Below are 14,993 nucleotides of genomic sequence, written 5' to 3'. Positions count from 1 at the left end.
ATGATTTATTTTGATAACAGTGCAACAACGCTCCATAAGCCCGACAGTGTTGCAGATGCAGTGTATGACGCGATAGTCTCGCAGCAATTTGCAAATCCGGGGCGTGCTGCGCATAAAACCGCCCATGCGGCGCTCGCCTCTTTGTATAAAACCCGTGTTGCCGTTGCCCGTATCTTCCATATAACAGACCCGCTGCAGGTTGCACTGTGCCAAAATGCGACGGCAGCCTTGAATCTCGTGCTCAAAAGTTTGTTCGGAGCAGGCGATCACCTCATTACCACTGCACTCGAACATAACTCGGTGCTGCGTCCGCTCTATCAGCTGGAAAGTCAGGGGGCGGAGCTGTCGATTATCGGCTTTGATCTTGAAACAGGCGCGCTTGACTATACGGCAATGGAAGCACAGATACGGAGCAATACCAAGGCGATTATTGTTACCGCCTGCTCCAATGTTATCGGCGCCGTTCCCGATATGCAGAGAATTTACGGCTTATGCAGAAAGAATGGGTTGACGCTGATTATCGATGCATCCCAAAGCGCCGGTACCATGCCGATGGATATTTCGCAATATGAACAAACTATTGTCTGCTTTACCGGGCATAAAGGGTTGTATGGCCCGCAGGGTACCGGCGGCATCGTCGTGAACGGCGACTTTGCTTTTAAGCCGGTGTTTTCCGGCGGCAGCGGCATTCATTCTTTTGACAAAACACACCCTGCAACAATGCCTGATGTGTTTGAAGCCGGCACCATGAATGTGCCTTCCTTTGCCGGACTGACTGCAGGATGTGCATACATCGAAAATCTCGGACAAGAGAATGCCGCTGCGTATTTAGCAAAGCTGCGCGCATACTTTTTCAAACTCGCCGCAGACCTTCCGTTTATCACGCTCTATGCACCGAAAGTGCAGAATGCCGGTCCCGTTATCGGGCTGAACATTGGAACCGTGCCGTCTTCTGAAGTGAGCCGCCTCCTTGATGAACGGTACGGCATTGCAACCCGTCCGGGCGCTCACTGCGCTCCGCTTGTGCACCGGAGCTATAAAACGGAAGCGCAAGGGATTGTCCGCTTCAGCTTTTCTACGTTTAATACGCCGGAAGAGATAGAGGCGGCTATCGATGCTCTTGGCGCCATCAGCGAGTCCTTTTGAAAATATACGGCACATCTGCGCCAAAACTATACATCCGTGTATAGTTTTGGCTACGAGTTTCGCGTCACCGCGAAACATCGCTTCTGCATAAAACCACCGCCATCCATGGCGGTACTGCGGTATGTTGATTTGGCAGGAGAGCAAACTCACCAGGCAGAGTAGATAAAAGCGCAGAATAATTGAGGCCGTGAGACCATTTGAACCATCTTCAACTGTTGTACATCCGTGTACAACAGTTGAAGGCGAGTTTTGTGCGTGCACAAAACATCGCTGCTGCATAAAACCACCGCCATCCATGGCGGTACTGAAACGAGTTAGTGTGAAAGTCACCACTGTTTAGCTTTTATTTTCAGAACTATGCTTTGGAACCAAGGCGGGTTCTTAGGGCAGAGCCCTAAGTCGCCGTTTTTCTTTAGATGGGGTCATAGGGGAAGACTTTTCTTTTTATCGAAAAAAAAGAAAAGTCTTCCCCTAACTCCTTGACTTTCTTTTGAAATTATGGAATACTCGTTCAGTCTTGCTAAGACATTTAAGCAATGGGCCATTAGCTCAGCTGGTAGAGCAACAGACTCTTAATCTGTGGGTCGCAGGTTCGAAGCCTGCATGGCTCAGATGAATAGGGGTTAAGTAGCCTAAAGGTTAGGACTTGACTTTCCTAGAAATCATCGGTATATTGTTTCGACTCACTTTGTGAGCGAGAGTGGTGGAATTGGCAGACACGCCAGACTTAGGATCTGGTGCCTCGGCGTGAGGGTTCAAGTCCCTCCTCTCGCAGGATTCCACACAGTCCATACCGAGCGATATATTTTGCGGGAATAGCTCAGTGGTAGAGCGCCACCTTGCCAAGGTGGATGTCGCGGGTTCAATCCCCGTTTCCCGCTCTTACAGAAGCGATTCGGTACATCCGAATCGCTTTTTTTTTTAACCGGACGTTTCCGGTAAAGAATAAAGTTCTCTTGAGAGAAACCTTTTTAGGATCATAAGGATATGCCAATGAATTTTACGAAAGAATTTACCCCTATCGAAAAGTCTCGGATGAAACTTTCGATCACCGTTAAACAGGATGAGGTGCAAAACCGATATGCACTTTTAACGAAAAAATATGCGAAACAGCTCCAAATACCGGGCTTTCGTAAAGGCAAAGTACCGGTAAAAATCCTTGAACAAAAATTCGGCGAAACGCTGCGTGCCGAAACGTATGACGAAGTAATTCAGAATGTATTGGAAGAAGTGTTTGATGCTGCGGATAAATATTCACGGCCGTTGCCCTATTCGCAGCCTGAACTTGACGGTACACCCGATTTCAAACTCGACTCCGACTTGGTATTTACCGTTCTGTATGATGTGCTTCCCAAAGTAGAAATAACAAAGACGGAAGGTTTTACGGTATCCGTTCCCAAAGTGACCGTTACTGATGCCGATATCGAAAAAGAATTGAAGCTGATACAGGAACGCAATGCACTTGTCATCGATTGCAGCGATTCCGATACCGTTCAGAATGATAATATCGTAACTATCAACTATGTACAGCTTGATGATGCCGATGCGGAAATCGAAAGCTCAAAACGGAATGATTTTGTATTTACCGTTGGTAAGGGACAATTCCATTACGGCGTAGATGATGAGCTTATCGGTATGAAAAAAGGCGAAGAAAAGGTTATCACCAAGACATACCCTGCTGACCATATCGATAAAGAGCTTGCAGGAAAGACAATCAAGTTAAAGGTTACCGTAACTGCATTGAAGCGCAAAGACTTGCCCGCTATCGATGATGATCTTGCACAGGATGTCAGCGAGAAATACAAGACCCTTGCCGACTTAAAAGCCGACATATCGAAGAATCTTACCCGTCAGGTAGAAGATGTTTTAGAGCGGAAAAAGACCGACGATCTGCTGAAGCAGATGGCGGAAGCTAATCCTATAGAATTGCCTGAGTCCATGATTAAGGCGGAACTCGAAGGGCGGTGGGCTATGCTGGCACAGCGGTTGGGAATGTCGCCCGAAAACTTAGAAAAACTGACAGGCGGTGTAAACGGTAAGTTTTCTAAAGAATCTGCGATGGGTGAATGGCGGGCGGAGGCTGAGCTACGGCTTAAAACCCGCATTATTGTTGAAAAACTGATGGAAGAACGGGCTATTACTGCTTCGCCGGAAGATGTTGAAGCGGAATATGCTTCGATAGCCGAACGCGCAGGGGCTTCAACGGAAGATGTTAAAAAGCATTATGACGGTACCTCCCGCGAAAAAGAATACTTGATTGATGATATTAAAGAAAAGAAACTTTATGCCCAGCTTTTGGAAAAGTCGACGGTAAAACAGGGCGAGAAGCTGACGGTAGAACAATTACTTGGAGAGGGAGCTGCTGATGTCGGAACGGATGCATAGCCTTGTTCCTTATGTTATTGAGCAGACGGGAAACGGGGAGCGCAGCTACGATATCTTTTCCCGTCTATTAAAGGACCGTATCATCTTTGTTGATGGAGAAATAACCGATGCAACTGCTGATCTGGTAGTTGCACAGCTGCTTTTTCTGGAATCGCAGAATCCCGACAAAGATATCAGTCTTTATATCAATAGTCCGGGCGGTTCGGTAACGGCAGGGCTCGCTATGTACGATACAATGCAGCATATTCATCCCGACGTGCAAACCATCTGTCTGGGGCAGGCAGCAAGTATGGCTGCCGTGCTTTTGGCAGGAGGGAGCAAAGGGAAGCGCTTTGCGCTGCCGTCTTCCCGCGTGATGATTCACCAACCGTGGGGCGGCGCGCAGGGACAGGCCAGCGATATTACCATACAAGCACGGGAAATACTCCGGTTAAAAAAGCTGATTATCCAATATTGCGCCCATCACACCGGAAAATCGGAGAAGGCGGTTGCCGAAGACATGGAACGGGATTTCTTTATGTCTGCGCAGGAGGCCTGCGAATACGGCATCGTTGATATGGTTATGGATAGGAGAAAAAATGCCTAAATTAAGAAGCGATCCTTCTTTGGTTTGCTCTTTTTGCGGTAAGCGGGAAGATGCAGGCCGTAAAATTGTTCCCGGTCCGGGAGTTGCTATCTGCGATCATTGTATTCAGCTCTGTAAGGAATACTTGAGCGCTTATAAAATGGCAATGCCTCTGCAGCTTTCAGGGGATATCCCGACACCGATGGAATTAAAGACCTATCTTGACGAATATGTTATCGGGCAAGAGAAAGCCAAACGGGTGTTATCGGTTGCCGTCTATAATCACTACAAGCGGATTATGCATCCGCCGACTGACCGAAATGCCGTTGTTATTGAAAAATCAAATGTTTTATTGATAGGGCCGACCGGTTCGGGGAAAACGCTATTGGCACGGACACTTGCACAAAAGATGAAAGTTCCGTTTGCTATTGCGGATGCGACTACTTTAACCGAGGCTGGCTATGTTGGTGAAGACGTTGAAAATATCCTCTTAAAACTGATCCAGAATGCAGACGGCGATATTGCCCGTGCCGAGCGCGGTATTATTTTTATCGACGAAATCGATAAGATTGCGCGGAAAAGTGAAAACGTGTCGATTACCCGTGATGTTTCGGGTGAAGGTGTGCAGCAGGCTCTATTGAAGATTGTTGAAGGAACCGTCGCTTCCGTTCCTCCTCAGGGCGGGCGTAAACATCCGAATCAGGATATGCTGAAGATCGATACGTCCAATATTCTGTTTATCTGCGGCGGCGCCTTTGTTGGACTTGATACGATTATCCAAACGCGCGTTGCGGAAAATCCGATGGGCTTTGCGGCTGATGTACGGTCTGCAAAAGAAAGGGATTTGCAGGAGTTGTACGACAAGCTCATTCCCGATGATTTGGTAAAGTTCGGCATTATTCCCGAGTTGATCGGGCGGCTTCCCATCAGTGTTTCGCTCAGCGATTTAAAACTCGAAGACCTGCGGCGTATTCTTGTTGAACCGAAAAATGCCATCATCAAACAGTTCCAAGAATCGTTTAAGCTTGATAACGTTAAGCTGACTTTTGATGATGCTGCCCTTGATGCGATTTCTCAGCAAGCGCTGGATCAAAATACCGGTGCACGCGGGCTTCGCTCTATTGTCGAAAAACTAATGCTTGATGCGATGTTTGAAGCTCCCTCGATGAAAGGGCAAAAAGAGCTGCATATCACGAAAAAAGCTATTGAGGAAACGGAAAAACCTGAGCTAAAACTGATTTCGGAAAAAACGGCGTAAGCTGCTTTTAACTTTGCTGTATTTTGCTTATTTGTTATTATTTGTCATTGTATAGGAAAGCCTCTAAAAAGCTTACTAAGCTTTTAGAGGACTCCTAAAATAAAAAGAGCCGACGCATTAAACGAGGTGAAAATTTAACTTCAACCGTTTGACGTCGGCTTTTTTGATGCTTCCATCAATTTAAAAAATCAGTTGCGATATTGTACGCAGATAAGCGCTCCTAGTACCATCAGGTGAGCGGATAGCTGCTGCAGATAGGTTAATAAACCGTGCACGCCATGAATGCCGCTGTTAAATGTTCCGATAAAATCGATCAAAACAATATTGATAATCCACAATACGATAAAAATAATCAAAATCACATTGAGAATCTGCGGAGAGAATGTAAACAACCCCATCAACAAGAAAAATCCGGCGATGAGTTCGCATACGGCAATCGCGATGATGATAATCGTACTTATCGTCGAGCTTTTTACCAACTGTGTAAGAAATGTAACTACCGGATTTAAATTACCGGCGCTGGATTGCATAAGCCCCGTTACGCCGCTGACCAGTAAGAAAAAAACAAGTGCAATTTGTAAGATGGTGATACCCATACTTCGTCTCATAAGAACCTCCAAGTATCTTCTGTAAGGACATCCTAAAACTTTGATCTCTAGAGATGCCCTGTATAATATCGGCGAATAACGCCAGACTTTTACGGTATTGATAATTGAAAACGGTAGAAATTGTTTACTCAATAGGACGTCTTCAATTATTTATGAATTACTCCTCTTGCCTGAATACTGCTTGCCGTTTATACTTCCCGCAATCAAATCTAAGCAAACCTCTAAAAATCTGAGGTTTTTAGAGGTTCCCATGTGTAATAACCAATATACAAAATCAATTCTTCAATGTCTTTTTTCTATAGAGCCGATAGCTGTTCACGGGGCAGATGTTACGGTTCATTCGCTTTCGTATGATTCGCGTGAAGTGCAGGCAGGCGCCGCTTTTTTTGCCTTGCCCGGCGTGCATACCGATGGTTCAAAGTTTGTCGATGCAGCTATTGCGAAGGGCGCCGTTGCGGTTATCCACGAAAAAACGCTTCCACTATACCAAGAGCATATTTGCTACGTTCAAGTGTCGGATGTCCGTGCCGCAATGGCCGCCGCTGCAGCTGCTTTTTTTGGCGAGCCTTCAAAAGATTTGGTAACAATCGGAGTAACCGGTACGGAAGGAAAAACCAGCACCGTCGACTTTATCTGGCAGTTGCTGCGGCTTGCCGGAAAAAAAGCGGGGTTTTCTTCAACCGTGTCTTTTTCGCTTGGGGATGAACCCGTCGCTAATCCGGCGCATCAAACGACGCCCGAATCGGTTACCGTGCAGGAACGGCTTGCCCGTATGCGGGATAACGGTTGCGAATATGCAGTCGTGGAAGCGTCATCGCACGGGCTTTCTCCCCGAACGGCGCGCCTATTGCAGGTGCAGTTCGATGCGGGCGTATTTATGAATGTTACGCAGGAGCATTTGGAATTTCACGGCACCTTTGAACAATACCGCTACGATAAAGCGAACTTATTCCGCGCATTGGATACCCATGATCATAAGAAAAAAAACGGAACGGTTGCAGCCTTCGGCATTGTCAATCTTGAAGATCCGTCTGCCACCTATTTTGCACAGGCAACACATCAGCCGGTGTTCGGATTTGCTTTGCAGAAGCATGTCGACGCTACGGCAACTCCTTCGGCCTCGATTCCAAATTTTGCAGGCGGCTTATATGCCGATAACGTACATGAAGGGGAGACCGGTTTAACCTTTACAATCCACGCAGCGTTTAACGGTGTAAAGGAAGTGTATGAGGCCGTCGCTCCGGTAACCGGCTTTTTTAATGTGTATAATATCCTTGCTTCTCTAATTGCCGTTCATAATTTAACAGGCGAGCCGTTTGAAACACTTGTACCCTTGCTGAATCGGCTTGTGCCGGTCAGAGGGAGAATGTGCCGTGTCGAAGCGGGGCAGAGCTTTGAGGTGTTTATCGACTATGCGCATACGCCGTCATCATTCCAAGTGATTATGCCGTCCGTACGTGACCGAGTTAAGGCGAAAGGAGGCCGCGTGATTGCCGTATTCGGTTCGGGCGGAGAGCGCGATACCGTTAAGCGTCCGGAGCAGGGGCGGATTGCCGGAGAATACTGCGATATTGTTATCCTCGCCGATGAAGACCCTCGCGGCGAAGACCCTGTCGAGCTTTTGGAAATGATTGCAGCAGGCTGTCCTAACAAGAAGCGCGGCGAGGAGCTGTTTATTATTCCTGACCGGCCTACTGCCATCCGCAAAGCCTTCTCCCTTGCACAACCGAATGATGCGGTACTCTTGCTTGGAAAGGGGCATGAAAATTCGATTATCGGAAAAAACGGCGCCACCCCCTATGACGAATACACCGAAGCGCTCAATGCTCTGCGGGAAATGCAGTTTTTTACAGAAGCCCTATAATCACTGTGTAGGATTTGCTGCAAATACTTGGCGCTTAAATTCCGACGGCGTCAGTCCGTACCGCTTTTTAAAAGCACGACGGAATGTTTGGATATTTGTATAACCGCAGCGTTCCGCTAAAACGGTAAGCGATTCTTTCGGGTTCTCCGCAATGAGCGCTTGAGCTTTTTCGAGCCGTTTATTTTCCAAATAGTGGGCAAAACTTTTTTGCATTCTGGTACGAAAGAAATAGTATAGAAAATTTTCCGTCATACCGAAATCCTGCGCCATTTGAGAAAGATTTAAAAGCGGATTTGCATAAGATTGTTCTATATATTCGGCAATATGATTTATAAGGGTTATATCTTTTCCTTGACATATATCTGCCGGTACCGTATGTTTGTTGTCGTTGATTCGTGCGTACGAGGGTTTAATACCCCGACGCTCTGCGTCGTAACAAAGGGTATTAAAGCCGACTGCAACCACCTTATGAGAACAACATACCCCGACGCTTGCGTCGGGGTTGTTGATTGCTTCGGGTTGAGATTCCTGAAATGAGCAAAGAGGAGACTGCGAAGAACTTTTTCGCGGTACGCGGAGTAATGATACGGCTGTATATCCGATATAAGATAAGAGAAAAATCATCAACACAGCGGATACGGCAAAACGTCCGGTTACGGTTACTATGTGTTGAGCAAATGTGAATTGCGGAATGCTTACAAGAAGGACAGTATCGGTACCCCGTATCGGTTGCGTAAAGAGAAAATAAGATTTGCCTCGTATACGTTGTTGCGTGATGATTATCGGCTCGTTTCTTTCGTTTGGGTTTGTATCGGTTTCGGCATGGCTGATAGCATTGTTTGTATTTCAGATTGTACGGGTTCGGTTTCTTTTACTGCCCTCTCCGGACGGATAAGCAACGGCCTACCTTTGCTGTCGATAAGCCAAAAGACGGCTTCGGTAAAAGCCGGAAGAGTGGAAAAAAGCCCTTCAAAATAGCTTGTTTTTAAAAGTATTATGAGCTTTCCCGCATTTGCCGCAGTATTTTGCAAAGGAAAGGTCTGTTCAAATACAAGAACCTTTCTCCGTATTCCTTTAGAAACCACCGGAGATTCGGGCATCCATGCATTGACATATACAGGCCGTAGATAGTATTCCCGCCATTGCCTGCTGTTTAAATCTTGGAATGTAAAAAGAGCTGCATACATGGCATCTATATCGAAAAAAGCATTGTCCGCTTCCAGTAAATAGTCGCTTTTTTTAGAATAAAGATACAGCGAATCGATTGCCGGATGTACTGATTTGACATAGGATAGCTGACGTTGTGCATCGATAAGTATTTGTATATCGGCGGAACCTTGTGCAATCGTATTCTGCATTACAAAGGCTTGTACATCGGTATTGATCATCAGCATATAAGAGAACCGCTGTATTTCGCTCATTGTTAAATGAAGGGCATCGGCCGTTTTAATCAAAGTGTTTTTACAGGTATCCATTCGGTTTTTTATTGCACGGCGGAAAAACCGGTATTCAGTGACAGCTATCATGATACAGGCAACACAGCATAGTGCAAATAAAGAACGGGAGGCGGAAATTTTCCGGATGTTACGACATAGCAATCGAATCGGCACAATGAAAAAAGTATACCATGTTTAGCGTAAAAATGCAAAAACATCGCTGCTGTCTGGAACCACGGGTATCCGTGCCGGTAAGAAACGGCGGGTATTAACCCCTCAAATAAAAAAAGAGCGGCCTTATGGGGACATATAAGACCGCTCAAAAACTTATTTTGGGAGGGATACTCCTATTTTTTCTTATCGATGTAGCCGCTTTTCACGTTATTTTGTCGCTTCTTTTAAAAGCTTACGGCACGTACTGAGTACGCGAGTTGCGACCAATTCTTCGGAGCTGTCAGCCGGAATACAGGTCGGCTTTGCGCCGTCCGTTTTTTCGATTTCGCTCGGCTTCATTCCGTACCATACATGCATGTGCGCGGGGCTGCCGTGTGGTGTCGTCATAGATAAAAAGGCGAATTTTCCCGCTTTTTTCCGGTCGGAAGCAACAAACGCCGTTGCCATAGCGCGCAGTTTATTAGCGCCGTCGCGGTTGTAAGCAACTCTCGAAAGTTCGGTGTCGCCCTTCCATACAACCAGTTCGTTCTTATCGTTTCCGGTAATAAACTCAAGGTGCGTAAAGTCGGAAGCAGTACCGTAGCTTTTCTTTGCCATCATAATGATTTCTTCTTTGGTAAAGTCGCTGCCGTCTTTCTTTCCGGAAAATTCTTTAATGAGCTTTGTATATGCTTCCTGAACGGCGGGGCGCGGATCGTCATAGATAAGCGCAGTGTTGATCCATTTGCCCGTATACGGCATAAGGGACGCTTTCGGTAACATCTCCGCAATTTCCTTAATCATGCCGGTCATTTCGTTTAACAGAGTTTCGTGCGAAACAGCCGTATCGGCATAGCTCGGCCACCAGAGCGGATCGCTTTCTACTAGCGACTTAATGTCTTTGCTGCCGAATCGTACGTGCCAGTGCAATAAGCCATCTTCGGAATCTCGACCCGGAGGTACGATAATAAAATACTGTGCTTCCGCTAAGCCCTGTACCGGTTTTATCGCCTCAAATGCGTACCATGAGTGGCCTTCAATTCCTTGCATGGGCTTCGTTCCGGTATAACGATATTCGCACGGAATTTGTTTTTCGTTACCTTCTTTGTCCATCACGGTAAACAATACGGTATTGGAACCGTCAAACTTGATTTTTACGAAAGGCGTTGCAAACATAGAAGAAACCGCTGCCTTTAATCCGTCTTCGGTATAGTACGGCATCTTTTCCGCTTGCATTCTATATGCGTCATTTAACTGAGTTGCACCGGAAATCGCGCTAAAGGATTGCCATTCACCCTTCCATGCAGAGAGTTCGTTTCCCGCTTCGAGCTTTGCAGCTGCGGATGTCGATTTACATCCGGTGAAAAATACGGTCAGCAACAGCAATACTGCCGCTCCGTATCCGATATGTTTTTTAGATAACATCTAAAAACCTCCTAAAGTTTACCTATACTGACAAAAATTATAAAAAATGTCAACCGTTTCTAACAGACCGTATGAATAAAATGTCCTATTCTATCATTTCCGAATTTTAGCAGCTCTTTGTACGCACAATAAAACCGCTGCGCAGCGGGACGTTTGTTTCGATAATGCAGGGATGTCCGTGGCATACCCAATCGCGGACAGTATCGGTTTCGGGGTTGAGCAGGGTGTAATTGCGGTCTTCGATTGCGCAGATGTCGGGGCCGATGTACTCAAGCGGCATATCTGCGGTAATCTTATTCATCGATATGAATTCATAGCGGTTGTTGCCGAGTTCTTTCCCGATGGTACCGGCCATATTATACGGTGACTTGGATTCCCCGCGGGTTGTTTTATTTGCATCATCCTTTGAAAAATAAAAGCCGGTACCGAACGCACGGTGCGCCGTATTGTATAGCTCTTTCACAAAGGACTCCGCTTCAGCAGGAGAGATTTTGCCGAATAAGGCGTCGATCCGCTTCCGGTAGGCGCGGGTAACAAGCGCGGTATAATAGAGGCTTTTCATTCTTCCTTCTATTTTAAGCGCATCGGCTCCCGCCTTTTTCAGGTCGGCAAGGTAGTCTATCATGCAAAGGTCTTTAGACGAAAAAAGCGCCGTATAACCGTCGCCCTCTTCTACGGGAAAGTATTCACCCGGGCGCTCTTTTTCTTCAACGGCAAGCGAATAGTCCCAGCGGCAGGAGTGGGTGCAGGCTCCGGCATTTGCGCTGCGGCCGGTAAGGTATGCGCTAATAAGGCAGCGCCCCGAATACGCAATGCACATTGCGCCGTGTACAAAGCACTCAAGCTCTATCTCCGGTACATGCGCTTTTATTTCGGCAATATCCGCAAGCGAGGCCTCTCTACCGAGTACCACGCGCTTAAATCCTAAGTCGCGGTATACTCGCACCGCTTCATAGTTGATGCAGTTTGCCTGTGTGCTGAGGTGGATCGGCACATCGGGAAAATGCTTGCGCAGTACGGAAACCATTCCGATATCCTGAACAATAAAGGCATCGATGGGGTAGAGCTTAAAATAATCAGCCTCCGCTAAAAAGGCCTTAATGTCCTCATTATGAAAAGAAATATTCAGCGCACAGAGCAGCTTTTTTGGTTTACCTTGTTTTGCATAGTGCGCTTTGAGCGCATGGATGGTTTTGTATTCGTCGGTAAAAAAATTATCGGCTTTTACCCGCAAAGAAAAATTTTTGAGGCCGATGTAAGCGGCATCGGCTCCGTATTCCCACGCGTAGTGTAGTTTTTCCAAATTTCCGGCAGGGGCTACCAATTCCATCATGGTTATCGTTCTTCCTCAATAAAAAGAGACTGCACCCATTGTCCCATTTTCTCTACCGCTAAGTGAGCTTCTTTTGCCTGTGCGTCCATCGCCTGAAAGAAATGCCACATCTCCGGCCATATATCCAACTGTACCTGTCCGCCGGCAGCTTCAATCTTCTGTGCGAGCGCCCGTGCGTCTGCTAAGAGAATTTCTTTACCGCCGCACTGAATAAAAATCGGCGGGAACCCTTCAAAGGAGCCGTACAGCGGAGATACCAGTGGGTTCTGAAAATTCTCAGCTGTTGTGTAGCGTCCGGCAACTGCCAGAAGTGACTCTTTCAGCAAAAATTTATCGGATTTTTGTAACGTATGTATTTCTTCGTTTGAGCATGAAATGTCCAGCCATGGAGAAATGAGTACGAGCGCGGCAGGCTGCGGTAATTTTTTTTGTCTTAAATAATGAACAAGCGCCGTTGCCAAAGCAGCCCCCGCTTCGTCTCCGGCAATAACGACCGACTTCGGAGAAAAGGCGTATTTTTTCAATATCCCTCGATAGGTAATAAAGATATCCTCCAATCCGGCCGGAAAGGGATATTCGGGTGCACGGCGGTATTCCGGCAAAAACAACTTGCACGCGCATTCGTGAGCAAACGACGCGCAAAAGTTCCGTGAAGCCTTACATGATCCATTTACAAATGAGCCACCGTGCGCATAAAGAATAACACGGTTTGCTGCCGCTACTTCCGGCTCCAGAATTTCTACCGGTACCGAATCGAGCGTATCTCGTGTTATATCCGTATTGTTAGGCAGATACGGCGAGTAAAAAAAAGAATCATATTCCTCCCGGATGCTACTCAACGGTATTTTAGGAGAATAGAGGGTCTTTTTGAATGATTTTTGAATCTGTCGCAGTGAATTTGTCCCATCCATCGGAGCAGTATACAGAATCTTTTGCGCTCATTCCAGCCCCCTTTTGCAAAAGTGTATAAATTCAGAATTGCATAAACGCTCCGTTTTAACTATACTTATTCTATTATGATAGAAATGAAACGGACCGTTACCTGCGGAGAATTACAAAAAAGCGACGCCGGTAAAACAGTAGTATTAAACGGATGGGTACACCGCAAGCGCGACCACGGCGGTATCTCTTTTATAAACTTACGCGACCGCTACGGGCTGACGCAGGTGGTTGTCGATGACGATGCAAGCGCAGAACTCAAGGAAACTACAGCTAGTTTGAAAATGGAATATTGTATTGCCGTTGAAGGCACGGTGCGGGAACGCCCCGATTCCATGGTCAACACCGAAATGACAACCGGACATATCGAGGTAAAGGCGCAGCGCATCATGGTGCTGTCGAAGAGCGCCGTGCTGCCTTTCCAGATTGACGAAAAAACCAACGCCAACGAAGATCTCCGGCTCAAGTACCGCTACCTTGACCTGCGTTCCAAGACCATGCAGGATCACCTGATACTGCGGTCAAAGGTTACGTTCGCCGTGCGGGAGTACCTTACAGCTCGGAACTTCCTAGAAATTGAAACGCCGACCTTTATTAAATCGACGCCGGAGGGTGCGCGCGACTATCTGGTGCCGTCCCGCCTCTATCCGGGTAAGTTCTATGCGCTGCCGCAGTCCCCGCAATTGTATAAGCAAATACTGATGGTCTCCGGTTTTGACCGCTATTTTCAGATTGCGCGCTGCTACCGTGATGAAGACGCACGCGGCGACCGCCAGCCTGAGTTCACCCAGATCGATATTGAAATGAGCTTTGTTTCCCGCGATGATGTGCTCGACGTTACCGAAAATATGTTCCGAACGGTGTTCAAAAAGACTATCGGCGCGGATTTGGCGCAGTCATTCCCGCGTATCAGCTATGATGAAGCCATCGACCTCTACGGCACCGACAAACCCGATATCCGGTTCGAGATGAAGCTGCAGGATGCCGCGTGGATGGCAGAATGCACCGAGTTTGCCGTGTTCAAAGATGCGATCGCCGCCGGAGGAGCCGTCAAGGCGCTCACGGTGAAGGGACAGGCAGTAAATTACAGCCGCAAAAAGATTGAAGAGCTTGAAGCTGCGGCAAAAATCTACAAGGCAAAGGGGCTTGCATGGACAAAAGTTGCAGGCGGCGCATTCGAAGGCGGTATTGCCAAATACTGTGCCGGCGCAGAAGCTGAAATATGCAAAAAGCTGAATGCTCAAGATGGCGACCTACTCCTCTTTATTGCCGATGCAAAATATAAAACTGCCTGCACCGCGCTCGGCGCCGTCAGAAGCAAGCTCGGTAAGGATTTGAATCTACTTGACCCAAAAGTATTCGCCTTTTTGTGGGTTATCGACTTCCCTCTCTTTGAATGGAATGAAGATGAACAGAAATGGGATCCCGCTCACCATATGTTCTCCGCGCCGCAGGAACGCTACCTCGACACGCTGGAGCAAAACCCCGGCGAGGTAAAGGGCGACCTGTACGACCTCGTACTCAACGGATACGAAGTCGCTTCCGGCTCAATCAGAATCCACAATCCTGAGCTGCAAAAACGGATATTCAACATCGTCGGCTTTAACCCCGCCGATGCGGAAAAGAAGTTCGGCTTTTTAACGGAAGCATTCAAGTACGGCGCGCCGCCCCACGGAGGGATTGCCCCAGGGCTTGACCGCATCGTAATGCTGATGGCAGGCGAAAGTTCGATTAAAGAAGTAATCGCCTTCCCCAAAAACACCTTCGCCGTCAGCCCCATGGACGAAAGCCCCAGCGAGGTTGACGAAAAGCAGCTTGCCGAACTCCACTTGAGCATTCGGGAATAGCATGGATGAAGCAAGGCATCAATTATTCTGCGGG

General features: G+C 47.3%; 12 protein-coding genes and 3 tRNA genes. 9 read left to right on the top strand and 6 right to left on the bottom strand.

All coding sequences use genetic code 11. From position 1 onward, the window contains the following. From ABK01_RS11410 to clpX, 7 genes are all read left to right on the top strand, one after another. Positions 1-1,146, top strand: coding sequence for an aminotransferase class V-fold PLP-dependent enzyme (locus ABK01_RS11410; protein WP_253675724.1), 1,146 nt, complete (start codon positions 1-3; stop codon positions 1,144-1,146). Between the two features lie 538 nt (positions 1,147-1,684). Further along, positions 1,685-1,757, top strand: a tRNA-Lys gene (locus ABK01_RS11405). An 83-nt stretch (positions 1,758-1,840) separates the two neighbouring features. Continuing rightward, positions 1,841-1,920: transfer RNA gene (locus ABK01_RS11400), tRNA-Leu, on the top strand. 35 nt (positions 1,921-1,955) lie between these two features. Then, positions 1,956-2,027, top strand: a tRNA-Gly gene (locus ABK01_RS11395). Between the two features lie 112 nt (positions 2,028-2,139). Further along, on the top strand, positions 2,140-3,531 hold the full coding sequence (gene tig / locus ABK01_RS11390) for a trigger factor (RefSeq protein WP_253675723.1): 1,392 nt from the start codon (positions 2,140-2,142) through the stop codon (positions 3,529-3,531). After that, positions 3,512-4,117, top strand: a complete 606-nt coding sequence (clpP, locus tag ABK01_RS11385; RefSeq protein ID WP_212565515.1) for an ATP-dependent Clp endopeptidase proteolytic subunit ClpP — start codon at positions 3,512-3,514, stop codon at positions 4,115-4,117. Before tig ends, clpP begins: the two co-directional genes overlap by 20 nt. Further along, a complete protein-coding gene (gene clpX, locus ABK01_RS11380) occupies positions 4,110-5,354 on the top strand; it encodes an ATP-dependent Clp protease ATP-binding subunit ClpX (protein WP_253675722.1) in 1,245 nt (414 codons plus the stop codon). The genes clpP and clpX overlap by 8 nt, the downstream gene beginning before the upstream one ends. Before the next feature lie 188 nt (positions 5,355-5,542). Here the strand turns inward: clpX and ABK01_RS11375 are convergent, their stop codons facing one another. After that, positions 5,543-5,962, bottom strand: a complete 420-nt coding sequence (locus ABK01_RS11375; RefSeq protein ID WP_212565513.1) for a hypothetical protein — start codon at positions 5,960-5,962, stop codon at positions 5,543-5,545. A gap of 250 nt (positions 5,963-6,212) precedes the next feature. On the opposite strand from ABK01_RS11375, the gene ABK01_RS11370 reads away from it, so the two are divergent. Continuing rightward, complete coding sequence (locus ABK01_RS11370; RefSeq protein WP_253675721.1) at positions 6,213-7,826, top strand: UDP-N-acetylmuramoyl-L-alanyl-D-glutamate--2,6-diaminopimelate ligase; 1,614 nt, start codon at positions 6,213-6,215, stop codon at positions 7,824-7,826. On the opposite strand, the gene ABK01_RS11365 is transcribed toward ABK01_RS11370, so the two are convergent. The 5 genes from ABK01_RS11365 to ABK01_RS11345 all read right to left on the bottom strand — a co-directional run bounded on the left by ABK01_RS11365 (position 7,827) and on the right by ABK01_RS11345 (position 13,084). Then, entirely contained in the window at positions 7,827-8,450 is a 624-nt protein-coding gene (locus ABK01_RS11365; protein WP_253675720.1) for a helix-turn-helix domain-containing protein, read from the bottom strand. 155 nt (positions 8,451-8,605) lie between these two features. Next, positions 8,606-9,352 (bottom strand): cache domain-containing protein, encoded by a 747-nt coding sequence (locus ABK01_RS11360; RefSeq protein WP_253675719.1) that lies wholly within the window; start codon positions 9,350-9,352, stop codon positions 8,606-8,608. 291 nt (positions 9,353-9,643) lie between these two features. Further along, positions 9,644-10,840 carry a ZinT/AdcA family metal-binding protein gene (locus ABK01_RS11355; protein ID WP_253675718.1) on the bottom strand — a complete coding sequence of 399 codons (1,197 nt, stop codon included), beginning with the start codon at positions 10,838-10,840 and terminating at the stop codon, positions 9,644-9,646. Between the two features lie 106 nt (positions 10,841-10,946). Further along, on the bottom strand, positions 10,947-12,170 hold the full coding sequence (locus tag ABK01_RS11350; RefSeq protein ID WP_253676618.1) for a peptidase U32 family protein: 1,224 nt from the start codon (positions 12,168-12,170) through the stop codon (positions 10,947-10,949). 5 nt (positions 12,171-12,175) lie between these two features. Then, positions 12,176-13,084, bottom strand: a complete 909-nt coding sequence (locus tag ABK01_RS11345) for an alpha/beta hydrolase (RefSeq protein WP_253675717.1) — start codon at positions 13,082-13,084, stop codon at positions 12,176-12,178. Positions 13,085-13,198: 114 nt separating this feature from the next. Here ABK01_RS11345 and aspS point away from each other — a divergent pair, with 114 nt between their 5' ends. After that, positions 13,199-14,959 carry an aspartate--tRNA ligase gene (gene aspS, locus ABK01_RS11340; RefSeq protein ID WP_253675716.1) on the top strand — a complete coding sequence of 587 codons (1,761 nt, stop codon included), beginning with the start codon at positions 13,199-13,201 and terminating at the stop codon, positions 14,957-14,959. Positions 14,960-14,993 lie beyond the last annotated feature (34 nt).

Origin of the sequence: Treponema sp. OMZ 305 (assembly GCF_024181325.1) — a bacterium.
Lineage (GTDB): Bacteria > Spirochaetota > Spirochaetia > Treponematales > Treponemataceae > Treponema.
Note: the sequence above shows the minus strand (reverse complement) of the source record. Positions and strands in the feature narration are given on the sequence as shown.

What these genes read in the sequence shown, in the direction of transcription:
- ABK01_RS11410 (WP_253675724.1), top strand. Translation starts at nt 1, where the DNA reads ATGATTTATTTTGATAACAGTGCAACAACGCTCCATAAGCCCGACAGT.
- tig (WP_253675723.1), top strand. Translation starts at nt 2,140, where the DNA reads ATGAATTTTACGAAAGAATTTACCCCTATCGAAAAGTCTCGGATGAAA.
- clpP (WP_212565515.1), top strand. Translation starts at nt 3,512, where the DNA reads ATGTCGGAACGGATGCATAGCCTTGTTCCTTATGTTATTGAGCAGACG.
- clpX (WP_253675722.1), top strand. Translation starts at nt 4,110, where the DNA reads ATGCCTAAATTAAGAAGCGATCCTTCTTTGGTTTGCTCTTTTTGCGGT.
- ABK01_RS11375 (WP_212565513.1), bottom strand. Translation starts at nt 5,962, where the DNA reads ATGAGACGAAGTATGGGTATCACCATCTTACAAATTGCACTTGTTTTT.
- ABK01_RS11370 (WP_253675721.1), top strand. Translation starts at nt 6,213, where the DNA reads ATGTGTAATAACCAATATACAAAATCAATTCTTCAATGTCTTTTTTCT.
- ABK01_RS11365 (WP_253675720.1), bottom strand. Translation starts at nt 8,450, where the DNA reads ATGATTTTTCTCTTATCTTATATCGGATATACAGCCGTATCATTACTC.
- ABK01_RS11360 (WP_253675719.1), bottom strand. Translation starts at nt 9,352, where the DNA reads ATGATAGCTGTCACTGAATACCGGTTTTTCCGCCGTGCAATAAAAAAC.
- ABK01_RS11355 (WP_253675718.1), bottom strand. Translation starts at nt 10,840, where the DNA reads ATGTTATCTAAAAAACATATCGGATACGGAGCGGCAGTATTGCTGTTG.
- ABK01_RS11350 (WP_253676618.1), bottom strand. Translation starts at nt 12,170, where the DNA reads ATGGAATTGGTAGCCCCTGCCGGAAATTTGGAAAAACTACACTACGCG.
- ABK01_RS11345 (WP_253675717.1), bottom strand. Translation starts at nt 13,084, where the DNA reads ATGGATGGGACAAATTCACTGCGACAGATTCAAAAATCATTCAAAAAG.
- aspS (WP_253675716.1), top strand. Translation starts at nt 13,199, where the DNA reads ATGAAACGGACCGTTACCTGCGGAGAATTACAAAAAAGCGACGCCGGT.